This window comes from Pseudomonas promysalinigenes, assembly GCF_014269025.2.
Lineage (GTDB): Bacteria > Pseudomonadota > Gammaproteobacteria > Pseudomonadales > Pseudomonadaceae > Aquipseudomonas > Aquipseudomonas promysalinigenes.
This window is the reverse complement of the sequence record NZ_CP077094.1, coordinates 5,032,693-5,046,521: the sequence shown is the minus strand read 5'-3', so window position 1 is coordinate 5,046,521 and position 13,829 is coordinate 5,032,693. Positions and strand designations below refer to the sequence as shown.

Sequence of the window (13,829 nt, the reverse complement as noted above, 5' to 3'; positions counted from 1 at the left end):
GGATATCCCCTGAGTTGAAAGCCGGATAAGGCCAAAACAAACCGCCATTGTACCGCTCGAGCGCTCAGTTATCCACATGTGGAAACATTCCAAGCCATGACAAAACAGTCAGTTAGCGGCCAAAACGCCTTCACGGAGTTGTGAATAAGCTCTGTGGATAACCGGGCTTGAAGTCTATGCACAACCCTGACCTAAGACCTGTGGATAAAACCTCTGTGGATAATGGGCAATTCTATCCACAGCCTTTACCCATGGCTGCCACAGGCGCAGCACCTGTTACCGACAAAGTTTCAAATCTCTGGAAGCCTCTTGATTATTGACGTGGAGCTAGTTATCCACAGAAGGTTGTCCACCTAAGATTTATAAGTTCTTTAGAAAAGCTTTTTATATCTCTCTTCTTTTTTCTAATTTTGTCCCCGCCCGTCCTACCGAGCAACCTCGCGGTGCCCCGTTCTCAGAAGTGCCTTCTATAAGGAAAGACTGGTTGGAAATTGACCTATGGGCTTGCTTTCTCTAGAATCGCCGATCTCTTAAAAAGGGGGCCATTCCGGCCCGTAGTCGACAAACCCAGGTAACAACGCCATGAAACGTACTTTCCAACCAAGCACCATCAAGCGCGCTCGCACCCACGGCTTCCGTGCCCGTATGGCTACCAAGAACGGCCGCGCTGTTCTGTCGCGTCGTCGTGCCAAAGGCCGTAAGCGTCTGGCCATTTGATTTTTCGGCACAGGTGGTGAGTCAGGACTTCAGTCGGGAAAAGCGACTGCTTACACCCCGGCACTTCAAAGCGGTCTTCGACTCCCCAACCGGCAAGGTTCCAGGGAAAAACCTGCTGATCCTTGCTCGCGAGAACGGCCTGGATCACCCGCGCCTCGGCCTGGTGATCGGCAAGAAGAGCGTCAAGCTCGCCGTTCAACGCAATCGCCTCAAGCGCTTGATGCGCGATTCCTTCCGGCTCAACCAGCAAGCACTGGGTGGCATGGATATAGTGATCGTCGCGCGCAAGGGATTGGGTGAGATGGAAAACCCGGAATTGCACCAACACTTTGGCAAGCTCTGGAAACGTCTGGCACGCAGCCGGCCCACTCCAGCGGCAGATGCCAATTCCGCAGGGGTAGACAGTCAACATGCGTAAACTGGCCATCGTCCCGATCCAGTTTTACCGTTACGCCATCAGCCCCCTGATGGCCAATCACTGTCGTTTCTACCCCAGTTGCTCCTGTTACGCTCTGGAAGCCATTGAAAACCATGGCCTCTTGCGTGGCGGGTGGCTAGCCGTTCGTCGCCTGGGGCGTTGTCATCCGTGGAACGACGGCGGTTTCGATCCCGTTCCTCCCGCTCCTTCCTCCCGAACTTCTTCGATAGCCGAGTAATCATGGATATTAAACGCACGATCCTGATCGTCGCCCTGGCAATCGTGTCCTACGTCATGGTCCTCAAGTGGAACGAGGACTACGGCCAGGCTGCCCTGCCGACTCAGAATACTGCTGCCAGCACTACTGCCCCGGCGTTGCCCGACGGCGTACCGGCCGGTAACGCCAGCGCCGATGTGCCAAGCGCCAATGCCGAATCCAGCCCTGCCGAACTGGCACCGGCCGCGGTCAGTAAAGACCTGATTCGGGTCAAGACCGATGTCCTGGACCTGGCTATCGATCCGGTCGGTGGTGACATCGTCCAGCTGAACCTGCCCAAGTACCCACGCCGCCAGGATCACCCGGATATTCCGTTCCAGCTGTTCGACAACGGCGGTGAGCGTGTCTACCTGGCACAAAGTGGCCTGACTGGTGCCAATGGTCCCGATGCTCGCTCGTCCGGTCGCCCGCTATACGCGGCCGAGCAGAAGAGCTACCAATTGGCTGACGGCCAGCAACAACTGGTGGTCGACCTCAAGTTCAGCGATAACGGCGTCAATTACATCAAGCGCTTCAGCTTCAAGCGCGGTGAGTACGACCTGAACGTCAGCTACCTGATCGACAACCAGAGCGGTCAGCCGTGGAACGGCAATTTCTTCGCCCAACTCAAGCGTGACGCCAGTTCCGACCCGTCGTCGAGCACGGCCACCGGCACCGCGACCTATCTGGGCGCCGCCATGTGGACTGCCTCGGAGCCTTACAAAAAGGTTTCGATGAAGGACATCGACAAGGGTAGTTTGAAAGAAAATGTGTCCGGTGGCTGGGTCGCCTGGCTGCAGCACTACTTCGTCACCGCGTGGATTCCTGAAAAATCGGATAACAACGTTGTCCAGACTCGCAAGGACAGCCAGGGCAACTACATCATCGGCTACACCGGCCCGGCTCTGAGCGTTCCTGCTGGCGGCAAGGCCGAAACCAGCGCCATGCTGTACGCCGGCCCGAAGATTCAGTCCAAGCTCAAGGAGTTGTCCCCAGGCCTGGAACTGACCGTCGACTACGGCTTCCTGTGGTTCATTGCCCAGCCGATCTTCTGGCTGCTGCAACATATCCACAGCCTGCTGGGTAACTGGGGCTGGTCGATCATCGTGCTGACCATGCTCATCAAAGGCCTGTTCTTCCCGCTGTCGGCTGCCAGCTACCGCTCGATGGCGCGCATGCGTGCCGTGGCGCCCAAGCTCGCCGCACTGAAGGAACGCTTCGGTGACGATCGCCAGAAGATGTCCCAGGCGATGATGGAGCTGTACAAGAAAGAGAAGATCAACCCACTGGGCGGCTGCTTGCCGATCCTGGTGCAGATGCCGGTCTTCCTGTCCTTGTACTGGGTACTGCTGGAAAGCGTGGAAATGCGCCAGGCCCCGTGGATGCTGTGGATCACCGACCTGTCGATCAAGGATCCGTTCTTCATCCTGCCGATCATCATGGGCGCTACCATGTTCATCCAGCAGCGTCTGAACCCGACTCCACCGGATCCGATGCAGGCCAAGGTGATGAAAATGATGCCGATCATCTTCACCTTCTTCTTCCTGTGGTTCCCGGCTGGTCTGGTGCTGTACTGGGTTGTGAACAACTGCCTGTCGATCACTCAGCAGTGGTACATCACCCGCCGTATCGAAGCAGCTACCAAAAAAGCGGCTGCTTGACGGGCTACTGCGCTAGCCTGTGAATAAAAACGCCCCTTCGGGGGCGTTTTTGCTATCTGTCGTATTTGTCGTAGAGGCTTTCGACCATGAACACTGTGCGTGAAACCATCGCTGCCATCGCCACCGCCCAAGGCCGCGGAGGCGTCGGGATCGTCAGGCTGTCCGGGCCATTGGCAGGCAAGGCCGGGCAGCTGATCACCGGCCGCACGCTGACACCACGCCATGCACACTACGGCCCTTTCCGCGATGAAGAGGGCCTGGTGCTGGATGAAGGCATTGCCCTGTTCTTTCCTGGGCCCAACTCCTTCACTGGCGAAGATGTGCTCGAACTGCAGGGCCATGGTGGGCCAGTGGTACTGGATATGCTGCTGCAGCGCTGTGTACAAGTGGGTTGCCGCCTGGCGCGTCCGGGGGAGTTCAGCGAGCGAGCGTTCCTCAATGACAAACTTGACCTGGCCCAGGCTGAAGCCATTGCCGACCTGATCGAAGCTAGCTCAAGCCAGGCTGCACGCAACGCGCTGCGCTCGTTGCAGGGGGAGTTCTCCAAACGTGTGCACGGCCTGACCGAAGCGTTAATTGCTTTGCGCATCTACGTCGAGGCTGCCATCGATTTTCCTGAGGAAGAAATCGACTTCCTTGCCGATGGCCATGTGCTTTCGATGCTCGATGCTGTGCGTGACCAGTTGTCTACCGTACAACGAGAGGCTGGGCAGGGCGCCTTGCTGCGCGATGGCATGACGGTAGTCATCGCCGGCCGGCCCAACGCCGGGAAATCGAGCTTGCTCAATCAGCTGGCTGGCCGGGAGGCCGCCATCGTGACGGATATCGCCGGTACTACACGGGACATTCTGCGTGAACATATCCACATCGACGGCATGCCGCTGCACGTGGTCGACACGGCAGGCCTGCGCGACACCGATGACCATGTGGAAAAGATCGGTGTAGAGCGGGCGTTGAAGGCTATTGGCGAGGCCGATCGAGTACTCTTGGTGGTTGATTCCACCGCGCCCGAGGCCAGCGACCCGTTCGCCTTGTGGCCTGAGTTTCTCGACCTGCGCCCCGAACCGGCCAAGGTCACGTTGATACGCAACAAGGCAGACCTCAGTGGCGAGCAAGTAGGGCTGGAACAGTCTGACGATGGCCATGTGACAATCACCCTGAGCGCCAAGGGGGACAACCAGGGGCTGCAACTGCTGCGTGACCACCTCAAAGCCTGCATGGGTTATGAACAGACTGCCGAAAGCGGCTTCAGCGCTCGCCGCCGCCACCTCGATGCCCTGCGCCAAGCCAGTTCGCATCTAGAGCATGGCCGTGCACAGCTGACTCTGGCAGGTGCCGGTGAGCTGTTGGCCGAGGACCTGCGTCAGGCGCAGCAGGCACTGGGTGAAATCACCGGCGCGTTCAGTTCTGACGACCTGCTGGGGAGGATATTTTCCAGTTTCTGCATCGGCAAATAGTCCACAGCTAGACAAGCTCAATGCCGCTCCCCATGGAGCGGCTTTTTTTTGCCTGAGATTTGGCCACTCGTCGGATCGTTGCGGGTAGCAGCGGGCTGTGCACAACTGATCCGACCGTCAGAGATGGCGAGTCCGGTGTACTGATATTCATCCACAGGCAGAAATTTCATGACAGGAGCCCTGTGGAAAACCCATCATAAGCCCTTTTGATAAACGGGCTTTTTTCATGGTGACAAATCCGCCTGTGGGTAAAGAGCCATTTAATCCACAGGCTGCTGAACGTTATCCATAGGCCTTAGGGTGGGTAAGCCACAGAGTTCAATTTCGCTGTAAACCACATGGATTGTGCCCTACAGAACTTTATCCACAGATAAGGCTGTGCATAAGAATAAACATAAAAACAAAGCTTTTTTAAATTTCTCTCTCTAATTTCTGTTGTCTGCCACTCATCCACAGGCTGGTCAAAATTTGCTCAGATGGTTTCTTTAAAGGGGGGTAAGTCCCTATACTTGTCTGCTTACCTTCTCTATTCGCAAAAACAGGCACGAGGTGCGTGGTGGATTTCCCTTCCCGTTTTGAAGTGATCGTCATCGGCGGCGGCCATGCCGGTACCGAGGCTGCGCTTGCGTCAGCACGCATGGGTGTGAAAACCCTGCTGTTGACCCATAACGTGGAAACCCTCGGTCACATGAGCTGCAACCCAGCGATCGGTGGCATTGGCAAGAGTCACCTGGTCAAAGAAATCGATGCGCTCGGCGGCGCCATGGCGCTGGCCACCGACAAGAGCGGCATCCAGTTCCGTATCCTGAACAACCGCAAAGGGCCGGCCGTGCGCGCAACCCGCGCCCAAGCCGACCGCGCCATTTACAAGGCGGTGGTACGCGAGATTCTGGAAAACCAGCCCAACCTGTGGATATTCCAGCAGTCCTGCGATGACCTGATCGTCGAACAGGATCAGGTCAAGGGCGTGGTCACACAGATGGGCCTGCGCTTCTTCGCGGAGTCCGTAGTGCTGACCACAGGTACTTTCCTGGGCGGCCTCATCCACATTGGTCTGCAGAACCATTCCGGCGGACGCGCCGGCGACCCGCCTTCGATTGCCCTGGCTCACCGTATGCGCGAGCTGCCGCTGCGCGTGGGCCGGCTCAAAACCGGTACGCCTCCACGTATCGACGGGCGTTCGGTGGATTTCTCGGTGATGACCGAACAGCCGGGCGACACGCCGATCCCGGTAATGTCCTTCATGGGCAACGCGCAGATGCATCCGCGCCAAGTCAGCTGCTGGATCACTCACACCAACAGCCGCACCCACGAAATAATTGCCTCGAACCTTGACCGTTCGCCAATGTATTCCGGGGTGATCGAGGGCGTGGGCCCACGCTATTGCCCATCGATCGAAGACAAGATCCACCGCTTCGCCGATAAAGAAAGCCACCAGGTGTTCATCGAGCCCGAAGGCCTGAACACCCATGAGCTGTACCCGAACGGCATTTCCACCTCGTTGCCATTCGACGTGCAACTGGAGCTGGTGCGCTCGATCCGCGGCATGGAAAACGCGCACATCGTGCGCCCTGGTTACGCGATCGAGTACGACTACTTCGATCCCCGCGACCTCAAGTACAGCCTCGAAACCAAAGTCATCGGTGGGCTGTTCTTTGCTGGCCAGATCAATGGCACCACCGGTTACGAAGAAGCCGGTGCCCAGGGCTTGCTGGCCGGTACCAACGCAGCACTACGTGCGCAGGGCCGCGACAGCTGGTGCCCGCGCCGCGACGAGGCGTACATCGGGGTACTGGTGGACGACCTGATTACGCTCGGCACCCAGGAGCCGTACCGCATGTTCACTTCGCGTGCCGAGTACCGGCTGATCCTGCGCGAAGACAACGCTGACCTTCGTCTGACCGAGAAAGGCCGCGAGCTGGGCCTGATCGACGATGATCGTTGGGCTGCATTCTGCGCCAAGCGCGATGGCATCGAGCGTGAAGAACAACGTCTGAAATCGACTTGGGTGCGCCCGAATACCGAACAAGGTCAAGCCATTGTGGATAAGTTCGGTACCCCGCTGGCTCACGAATACAGCCTGCTGAATCTGTTGGCGCGGCCCGAGATCGACTATGCCGGCCTGATCGAGGCTACTGGTGGTGATGCTATCGATCCACAAGTGGCCGAGCAGGTCGAGATCAAGACCAAGTACGCCGGTTACATCGACCGTCAGCAGGACGAAATCGCCCGCTTGCGCGCCAGCGAAGATACCCGGCTGCCTGTGGATATCGACTACACAGGCATTTCCGGCCTGTCGAAGGAGATCCAGAGCAAGCTTGGCCAGACCCGTCCTGAAACTCTGGGCCAGGCCTCGCGCATCCCTGGGGTAACCCCGGCGGCGATTTCCCTGCTGCTGATTCATCTGAAAAAACGCGGCGCTGGCCGCGAATTGGAGCAAAGCGCTTGAGTTCCTTGGTCACCCCGCAACATGCCGAAGAGTTGTCCACAGGTGCGCATCAGCTTGGTGTCGAGTTGAGCGCCGAGCAGCAGGAAAAGCTGCTGGGTTACCTGGCCCTGTTGATCAAGTGGAACAAAGCCTACAACCTTACCGCCGTGCGCGATCCTGACGAGATGGTTTCCCGTCATCTGCTGGACAGCCTCAGCGTGATGTCGTTTATCCACAGCGAACGTGACAGCTGGCTGGACGTGGGCAGTGGCGGTGGTATGCCTGGCATCCCCTTGGCTATCCTGCATCCGCAAAAGCGTGTGACGGTACTGGACGCCAACGGCAAAAAGACCCGCTTCCTGACTCAGGTCAAAATGGAGCTCAAGTTGGACAACCTTACGGTTATCCACAGCCGAGTGGAGGCCTTTACGCCGTCCTCTCCATTCAGCGGAATCATCTCGCGCGCCTTCAGCAGTATGGACAACTTCACCAACTGGACCCGCCATCTAGGCGACACCGGGACGCAATGGCTTGCAATGAAGGGGCTGCATCCTGCCGACGAACTGGTAGCATTGCCCGCAGACTTCACAGTGGAAAGCGAGCAGGCCCTGACCGTTCCAGGTTGCCAGGGCCAGCGCCATCTGCTGATACTGCGCCGCAAGGCTTGATTGGGAACACACGCAACAATGGCTAAGGTATTCGCAATCGCGAACCAGAAAGGTGGTGTCGGCAAGACCACCACCTGTATCAATCTCGCAGCATCGCTGGCCGCGACCAAGCGTCGTGTGCTGCTGATCGACCTCGATCCGCAGGGCAATGCGACCATGGGCAGCGGTGTGGACAAACACGAACTCGAGCATTCGGTCTATGACCTGCTGATCGGGGAATGCGACCTTGCCCAGGCCATGCACTACTCCGAGCATGGTGGCTTTCAGCTGCTGCCGGCCAACCGGGACCTGACCGCTGCGGAAGTAGTGCTGCTGGAAATGCAGGTCAAAGAAAGCCGTCTGCGTAACGCGCTGGCGCCTATCCGTGACAACTACGATTACATCCTCATCGACTGCCCACCGTCGCTGTCGATGCTGACGCTGAACGCGCTGGTGGCATCCGATGGCGTGATCATCCCGATGCAGTGCGAGTATTACGCGCTGGAAGGTCTTAGCGACCTTGTGGATAACATCAAGCGCATTGCGGCACGGTTGAACCCGCAATTGAAGATCGAGGGTCTGCTGCGGACCATGTACGACCCGCGTCTGAGCCTGAATAACGATGTTTCGGCGCAGCTCAAGGAACACTTTGGCGAGCAGTTGTACGACACTGTCATTCCGCGCAACATCCGCCTGGCCGAGGCGCCGAGTTTTGGCATGCCGGCGCTGGCCTACGACAAGCAATCGCGTGGCGCACTGGCCTACCTGGCCCTGGCCGGAGAACTGGTACGCCGTCAACGCCGTCAGTCACGCACTGCACAGACAACTTAAGGAATCCGCATGGCCGTTAAGAAACGAGGTCTCGGACGTGGGTTGGATGCACTGCTCAGTGGTCCGTCCGTCAGCGCGCTCGAAGAGCAGGCTGTGAAGATCGACCAGAAAGAATTGCAACACCTGCCTGTGGAACTGATTCAGCGTGGCAAGTACCAGCCACGCCGTGACATGGACCCCGAGGCACTGGAAGAACTCGCCCACTCGATCCGCAACCACGGGGTGATGCAGCCGATCGTGGTGCGCCCGATCGACGGTAGCCGCTATGAGATCATTGCTGGTGAGCGCCGTTGGCGTGCCACACAGCAGGCAGGCCTGGACACTATCCCGGCCATGGTGCGCGAAGTACCGGACGAGGCCGCCATTGCCATGGCCCTCATCGAGAACATTCAACGCGAAGATCTCAACCCGCTGGAAGAAGCCTTGGCTTTGCAGCGCCTGCAACAGGAATTCGAACTGACCCAGCAACAGGTCGCTGATGCCGTGGGCAAATCGCGAGTGACCGTGGCCAACCTGCTGCGGCTTATTTCGCTGCCGGAAGCGATCAAGACCATGCTCGCCCACGGTGATCTGGAGATGGGCCATGCCCGTGCTTTGCTCGGGCTTGAGGAAGATCGTCAGGAAGAGGGGGCGCGTCATGTTGTCGCACGTGGCCTCACCGTGCGCCAAACTGAGGCACTGGTGCGTCAATGGCTCAATGGCAAGCCTGAACCGGTAGAGCCGGGTAAACCTGATCCGGACATCGCACGCCTTGAACAACGGCTTGCAGAGCGCCTGGGCTCTGCCGTGCAGATACGGCATGGCAACAAGGGCAAAGGCCAGTTGGTTATTCGCTATAACTCGCTTGACGAGTTGCAAGGTGTGCTCGCACACATCCGCTGAAACAATTGCAATTGTAGCGAACAGTCGGAAATCACTACCCAAGAGTTGAATAGGGGTTAATCCACCCCTATACTCTGCGCGCATTTTGTCGGCACAAATTATGCCAAGTCGTTACTGACTTGTTGGTCGACTTCCGAGGAGCAGTTGTGATGGAAATCCGCACGCCAAACCGCCTGCCTTTCCATCGCTGGGCGGTTTTTCCGGTACTGCTGGCTCAATTCGTCGTACTACTGCTGGCAACCTTGGTGTTGTGGCAGTGGAAAGGGGCGGTCAGTGGATATTCAGGCCTTTGCGGAGGTTTGATTGCCTGGCTACCCAATGTGTATTTCGCCTGGAAGGCTTTTCGCTTTAGCGGAGCTCGGGCGGCACAAGCCATCGTCAAGTCGTTTTACGCGGGCGAGGCGGGCAAGATGATTTTGACGGCAGTGCTATTTGCACTGACCTTCGCAGGAGTGAAGCCACTGGCGCCGTTAGCAGTATTCGGCGTCTTCGTGTTGACCCTTTTGGTCAGCTGGTTCGCGCCCCTGCTGATGAATAAAAGACTTTCGAGACCTTAGGGCGTTTGAGGCAACCATGGCAGCAGAAACCGCTTCGGGCTATATCCAGCACCACTTGCAGAACCTGACCTACGGTCAACTACCAGACGGCAGCTGGGGCTTCGCCCATTCGGCTGCAGAAGCCAAGGCAATGGGCTTCTGGGCGTTCCACCTGGACACCCTGGGTTGGTCCGTCGCGCTGGGTCTGATCTTCCTGTTCATCTTCCGCATGGCGGCCAAGAAGGCGACTTCCGGCCAACCAAGCGGCCTGCAGAACTTCGTGGAAGTACTGGTGGACTTCGTCAACGGCAGCGTGAAGGACTCCTTCCACGGCCGTAGCCCAGTGATTGCCCCGCTGGCGCTGACCATTTTCGTCTGGGTATTCCTGATGAACGCCATCGACCTGGTTCCGGTCGACTGGATTCCTCAGCTGGCCATCCTGATCTCCGGTGATCCGCACATTCCGTTCCGCGCCGTGTCGACCACCGACCCGAACGCGACCTTGGCCATGGCCTTCTGCGTCTTTGCGCTGATCATTTTCTACAGCATCAAGGTCAAGGGCCTGGGCGGCTTCATAGGTGAGCTGACCCTGCACCCGTTCGGCAGCAAGAACATCTTCGTGCAGATCCTGCTGATCCCGGTCAACTTCCTGCTGGAATTCGTCACCCTGATCGCCAAGCCGATCTCCCTGGCACTGCGTCTGTTCGGCAACATGTACGCCGGCGAGCTGGTGTTCATCCTGATCGCGGTGATGTTCGGCGCCGGCATCCTCTGGCTGAGCGGCCTGGGTATCGTGCTGCAGTGGGCGTGGGCTGTGTTCCACATCCTGATCATCACCCTGCAAGCTTTCATCTTCATGATGCTCACCATCGTCTACCTGTCGATGGCTCACGAAGATAACCATTAAGACCGCCTGGCGTGTCTGATAGCCTTCCCCGCCTGTTTGGGGGGAGGGCTTAAAAAGTCCGCAAGGGCATGCTGTACCAAACGATTTGTTTTACCGCTTCAAACTAAAAACCTAACCAATACGACGTAAAAGTCGGGAGGAAAGATGGAAACTGTAGTTGGTCTGACCGCTATCGCTGTTGCTCTGCTGATCGGCCTGGGTGCTCTGGGTACCGCCATTGGTTTCGGCCTGCTGGGCGGCAAATTCCTGGAAGGCGCTGCTCGTCAGCCTGAGATGGTTCCGATGCTGCAGGTCAAAATGTTCATCGTTGCCGGTCTGCTCGACGCCGTAACCATGATCGGTGTTGGTATCGCTCTGTTCTTCACCTTCGCGAATCCGTTCGTTGGTCAGATCGCCGGCTAATCACTCGTCACTACGAGTTGATGGCTGTATGAATTAAGACCGAGCGAGGTGTTGGCGTGAACATTAATGCAACCCTGATTGGCCAATCCGTTGCTTTTCTGATTTTTGTACTCTTCTGCATGAAGTATGTATGGCCTCCGGTCATCACTGCCCTGCAAGAGCGCCAAAAGAAGATTGCCGACGGTTTGGACGCTGCCAACCGCGCAGCTCGCGACCTGGAGCTGGCCCAAGAGAAAGCGGGTCAGCAACTGCGTGAAGCTAAAGCCCAGGCAGCCGAAATCATTGAGCAAAGCAAGAAACGCGCTGCTCAGCTTGTCGAGGAAGCCCGTGAACAGGCCCGCGTCGAAGCTGACCGTGTGAAGGCTCAGGCTCTGGCCGAGATCGAACAGGAACTCAACAGCGCTAAAGACGCCCTGCGTGCCCAAGTGGGTGCCCTGGCCGTTGGCGGTGCCGAAAAGATCCTTGGCGCCACAATCGATCAAAACGCGCATGCGGAGCTGGTTAACAAACTGGCCGCTGAAATTTAAGCGAGGGCGATCATGGCAGAACTGACCACGTTGGCCCGACCTTACGCTAAGGCTGCCTTTGAGCATGCCCAGGCCCATCAGCAACTGGCCAATTGGTCAGCCATGCTCGGCCTGGCTGCTGCGGTTTCGCAAGACGAGACCATGCAGCGCCTGCTCAAGGCCCCGCGACTGACGAGCGCAGAAAAGGCCGCCACGTTCATTGACGTGTGCGGTGACAAGTTCAATGCACAGGCACAGAATTTCATTCATGTTGCCGCGGAAAACGACCGTCTCCTGCTTCTGCCGGAGATTGCCGCTCTGTTCGACCTGTACAAGGCCGAGCAAGAGAAATCCGTGGACGTGGAAGTCACCAGTGCCTTCGCGTTGGACCAAGAACAGCAAGACAAACTCGCCAAGGTTCTCAGTGCACGGTTAGGCCAGGAAGTGCGCCTGCACGCGTCGGAGGATGCCAGCCTTATTGGCGGCGTCGTCATCCGCGCAGGTGACCTGGTAATCGATGGCTCTGTTCGCGGCAAAATCGCGAAACTGGCCGAAGCATTGAAATCTTGAGTTTGAAGGGGCAGCAGAGCAATGCAGCAACTCAATCCTTCCGAAATTAGTGAAATCATCAAGGGCCGCATCGACAACCTCGATGTGAGCTCCCAAGCCCGTAACGAAGGTACCGTCGTTTCGGTTTCCGACGGTATCGTGCGCATCCACGGTCTGGCCGACGTCATGTACGGCGAAATGATCGAGTTCCCTGGCAGCGTATTCGGCATGGCCCTGAACCTGGAGCAAGACTCCGTAGGTGCAGTGATCCTGGGTGGCTATGACACCCTGGCCGAAGGCATGAGCGCCAAGTGCACCGGTCGTATCCTGGAAGTTCCGGTTGGTAAGGAACTGCTGGGTCGCGTCGTTGACGCCCTGGGCAACCCGATCGACGGCAAAGGTCCTCTGGGCAACACCCAGACCGACGCAGTCGAGAAAGTGGCTCCAGGCGTGATCTGGCGTAAGTCGGTAGACCAGCCTGTACAGACTGGCTACAAGTCCGTCGACGCCATGATCCCTGTCGGCCGTGGCCAGCGTGAGCTGATCATCGGTGACCGTCAGATCGGCAAGACCGCCATGGCCATCGACGCCATCATCAACCAGAAAGACTCCGGTATTTTCTGCGTTTATGTTGCTGTCGGCCAGAAGCGTTCCACCGTTGCCAACATCGTTCGCAAGCTGGAAGAAACCGGCGCCCTGGCCAACACCATCGTGGTCGTTGCCAGTGCTTCGGAATCCGCCGCGCTGCAGTTCCTGGCGCCATACGCCGGCTGCACCATGGGCGAGTTCTTCCGTGACCGCGGTGAAGATGCCCTGATCGTTTACGATGACCTGTCCAAGCAGGCCGTTGCGTACCGTCAGATCTCCCTGCTGCTGCGCCGTCCACCAGGACGTGAAGCGTACCCAGGTGACGTGTTCTATCTCCACTCCCGTCTGCTGGAGCGTGCGTCGCGCGTTTCCGAAGAGTACGTCGAGAAGTTCACCAACGGCGCAGTGACTGGCAAAACCGGTTCCCTGACTGCCCTGCCGATCATCGAAACCCAGGCTGGCGACGTTTCCGCGTTCGTTCCGACCAACGTGATTTCCATCACCGACGGTCAGATCTTCCTGGAATCGGCCATGTTCAACTCGGGCATCCGCCCTGCAGTGAACGCCGGTGTTTCGGTATCCCGCGTAGGTGGTGCCGCTCAGACCAAGATCATCAAGAAGCTGTCCGGTGGTATTCGTACCGCACTGGCTCAGTACCGTGAACTGGCTGCATTCGCCCAGTTCGCTTCCGATCTGGACGAAGCGACCCGCAAGCAGCTGGAGCATGGTCAGCGCGTAACCGAGCTGATGAAGCAGAAGCAGTACGCGCCAATGTCCATCGCGGACATGGCTCTGTCGCTGTACGCCGCTGAGCGTGGTTTCCTGACTGACGTGGAAGTCTCCAAGATCGGCAGCTTCGAGCAAGCACTGATCGCCTACTTCAACCGTGATCACGCCGAACTGATGGCGAAGATCAACGTGAAGGGTGACTTCAACGACGAAATCGACGCAGGCCTGAAAGCCGGTATCGAGAAGTTCAAGGCCACCCAGACCTGGTAAGCCGCAGCGGGGGCTCCGGCCCCCGCTTGCTAACCTGATAGGTGA

15 protein-coding genes are annotated in these 13,829 nt (G+C 57.9%); all 15 read left to right on the top strand.

Features of this window, described 5'->3' with window-relative positions; genetic code table 11:
- Positions 1-582: 582 nt before the first annotated feature.
- The 15 genes from rpmH to atpA all read left to right on the top strand — a co-directional run bounded on the left by rpmH (position 583) and on the right by atpA (position 13,784).
- Positions 583-717: a 50S ribosomal protein L34 gene (gene rpmH / locus HU725_RS22860; protein ID WP_003253163.1), complete on the top strand. Its 135-nt coding sequence runs from the start codon at positions 583-585 to the stop codon at positions 715-717.
- Positions 718-730: 13 nt separating this feature from the next.
- The gene (rnpA, locus tag HU725_RS22855; RefSeq protein ID WP_081016619.1) at positions 731-1,135 is read left to right on the top strand and encodes a ribonuclease P protein component; all 405 of its coding nucleotides are present in this window, start codon (positions 731-733) and stop codon (positions 1,133-1,135) included.
- Positions 1,128-1,373: a membrane protein insertion efficiency factor YidD gene (gene yidD, locus HU725_RS22850; protein ID WP_081016618.1), complete on the top strand. Its 246-nt coding sequence runs from the start codon at positions 1,128-1,130 to the stop codon at positions 1,371-1,373. Before rnpA ends, yidD begins: the two co-directional genes overlap by 8 nt.
- A gap of 2 nt (positions 1,374-1,375) precedes the next feature.
- Positions 1,376-3,052 carry a membrane protein insertase YidC gene (gene yidC / locus HU725_RS22845; protein WP_060477650.1) on the top strand — a complete coding sequence of 559 codons (1,677 nt, stop codon included), beginning with the start codon at positions 1,376-1,378 and terminating at the stop codon, positions 3,050-3,052.
- Positions 3,053-3,138: 86 nt separating this feature from the next.
- Positions 3,139-4,509 carry a tRNA uridine-5-carboxymethylaminomethyl(34) synthesis GTPase MnmE gene (gene mnmE / locus HU725_RS22840; RefSeq protein WP_186476112.1) on the top strand — a complete coding sequence of 457 codons (1,371 nt, stop codon included), beginning with the start codon at positions 3,139-3,141 and terminating at the stop codon, positions 4,507-4,509.
- A gap of 556 nt (positions 4,510-5,065) precedes the next feature.
- On the top strand, positions 5,066-6,958 hold the full coding sequence (gene mnmG, locus HU725_RS22835) for a tRNA uridine-5-carboxymethylaminomethyl(34) synthesis enzyme MnmG (RefSeq protein WP_186476113.1): 1,893 nt from the start codon (positions 5,066-5,068) through the stop codon (positions 6,956-6,958).
- The gene (gene rsmG / locus HU725_RS22830; protein WP_186476114.1) at positions 6,955-7,605 is read left to right on the top strand and encodes a 16S rRNA (guanine(527)-N(7))-methyltransferase RsmG; all 651 of its coding nucleotides are present in this window, start codon (positions 6,955-6,957) and stop codon (positions 7,603-7,605) included. The genes mnmG and rsmG overlap by 4 nt, the downstream gene beginning before the upstream one ends.
- A gap of 18 nt (positions 7,606-7,623) precedes the next feature.
- Positions 7,624-8,415: a ParA family protein gene (locus tag HU725_RS22825; RefSeq protein WP_060477646.1), complete on the top strand. Its 792-nt coding sequence runs from the start codon at positions 7,624-7,626 to the stop codon at positions 8,413-8,415.
- 9 nt (positions 8,416-8,424) lie between these two features.
- Positions 8,425-9,297 (top strand): ParB/RepB/Spo0J family partition protein, encoded by an 873-nt coding sequence (locus HU725_RS22820; RefSeq protein WP_186476115.1) that lies wholly within the window; start codon positions 8,425-8,427, stop codon positions 9,295-9,297.
- Positions 9,298-9,446: 149 nt separating this feature from the next.
- Complete coding sequence (locus tag HU725_RS22815; protein WP_008092225.1) at positions 9,447-9,854, top strand: F0F1 ATP synthase subunit I; 408 nt, start codon at positions 9,447-9,449, stop codon at positions 9,852-9,854.
- Positions 9,855-9,870: 16 nt separating this feature from the next.
- Entirely contained in the window at positions 9,871-10,740 is an 870-nt protein-coding gene (gene atpB / locus HU725_RS22810) for a F0F1 ATP synthase subunit A (RefSeq protein WP_186476116.1), read from the top strand.
- A gap of 144 nt (positions 10,741-10,884) precedes the next feature.
- Entirely contained in the window at positions 10,885-11,142 is a 258-nt protein-coding gene (gene atpE, locus HU725_RS22805; protein ID WP_003097235.1) for a F0F1 ATP synthase subunit C, read from the top strand.
- 56 nt (positions 11,143-11,198) lie between these two features.
- A complete protein-coding gene (locus HU725_RS22800; protein WP_003253189.1) occupies positions 11,199-11,669 on the top strand; it encodes a F0F1 ATP synthase subunit B in 471 nt (156 codons plus the stop codon).
- A 12-nt stretch (positions 11,670-11,681) separates the two neighbouring features.
- On the top strand, positions 11,682-12,218 hold the full coding sequence (locus HU725_RS22795) for a F0F1 ATP synthase subunit delta (RefSeq protein ID WP_060477643.1): 537 nt from the start codon (positions 11,682-11,684) through the stop codon (positions 12,216-12,218).
- A 21-nt stretch (positions 12,219-12,239) separates the two neighbouring features.
- Complete coding sequence (gene atpA, locus HU725_RS22790; protein WP_186476117.1) at positions 12,240-13,784, top strand: F0F1 ATP synthase subunit alpha; 1,545 nt, start codon at positions 12,240-12,242, stop codon at positions 13,782-13,784.
- Positions 13,785-13,829 lie beyond the last annotated feature (45 nt).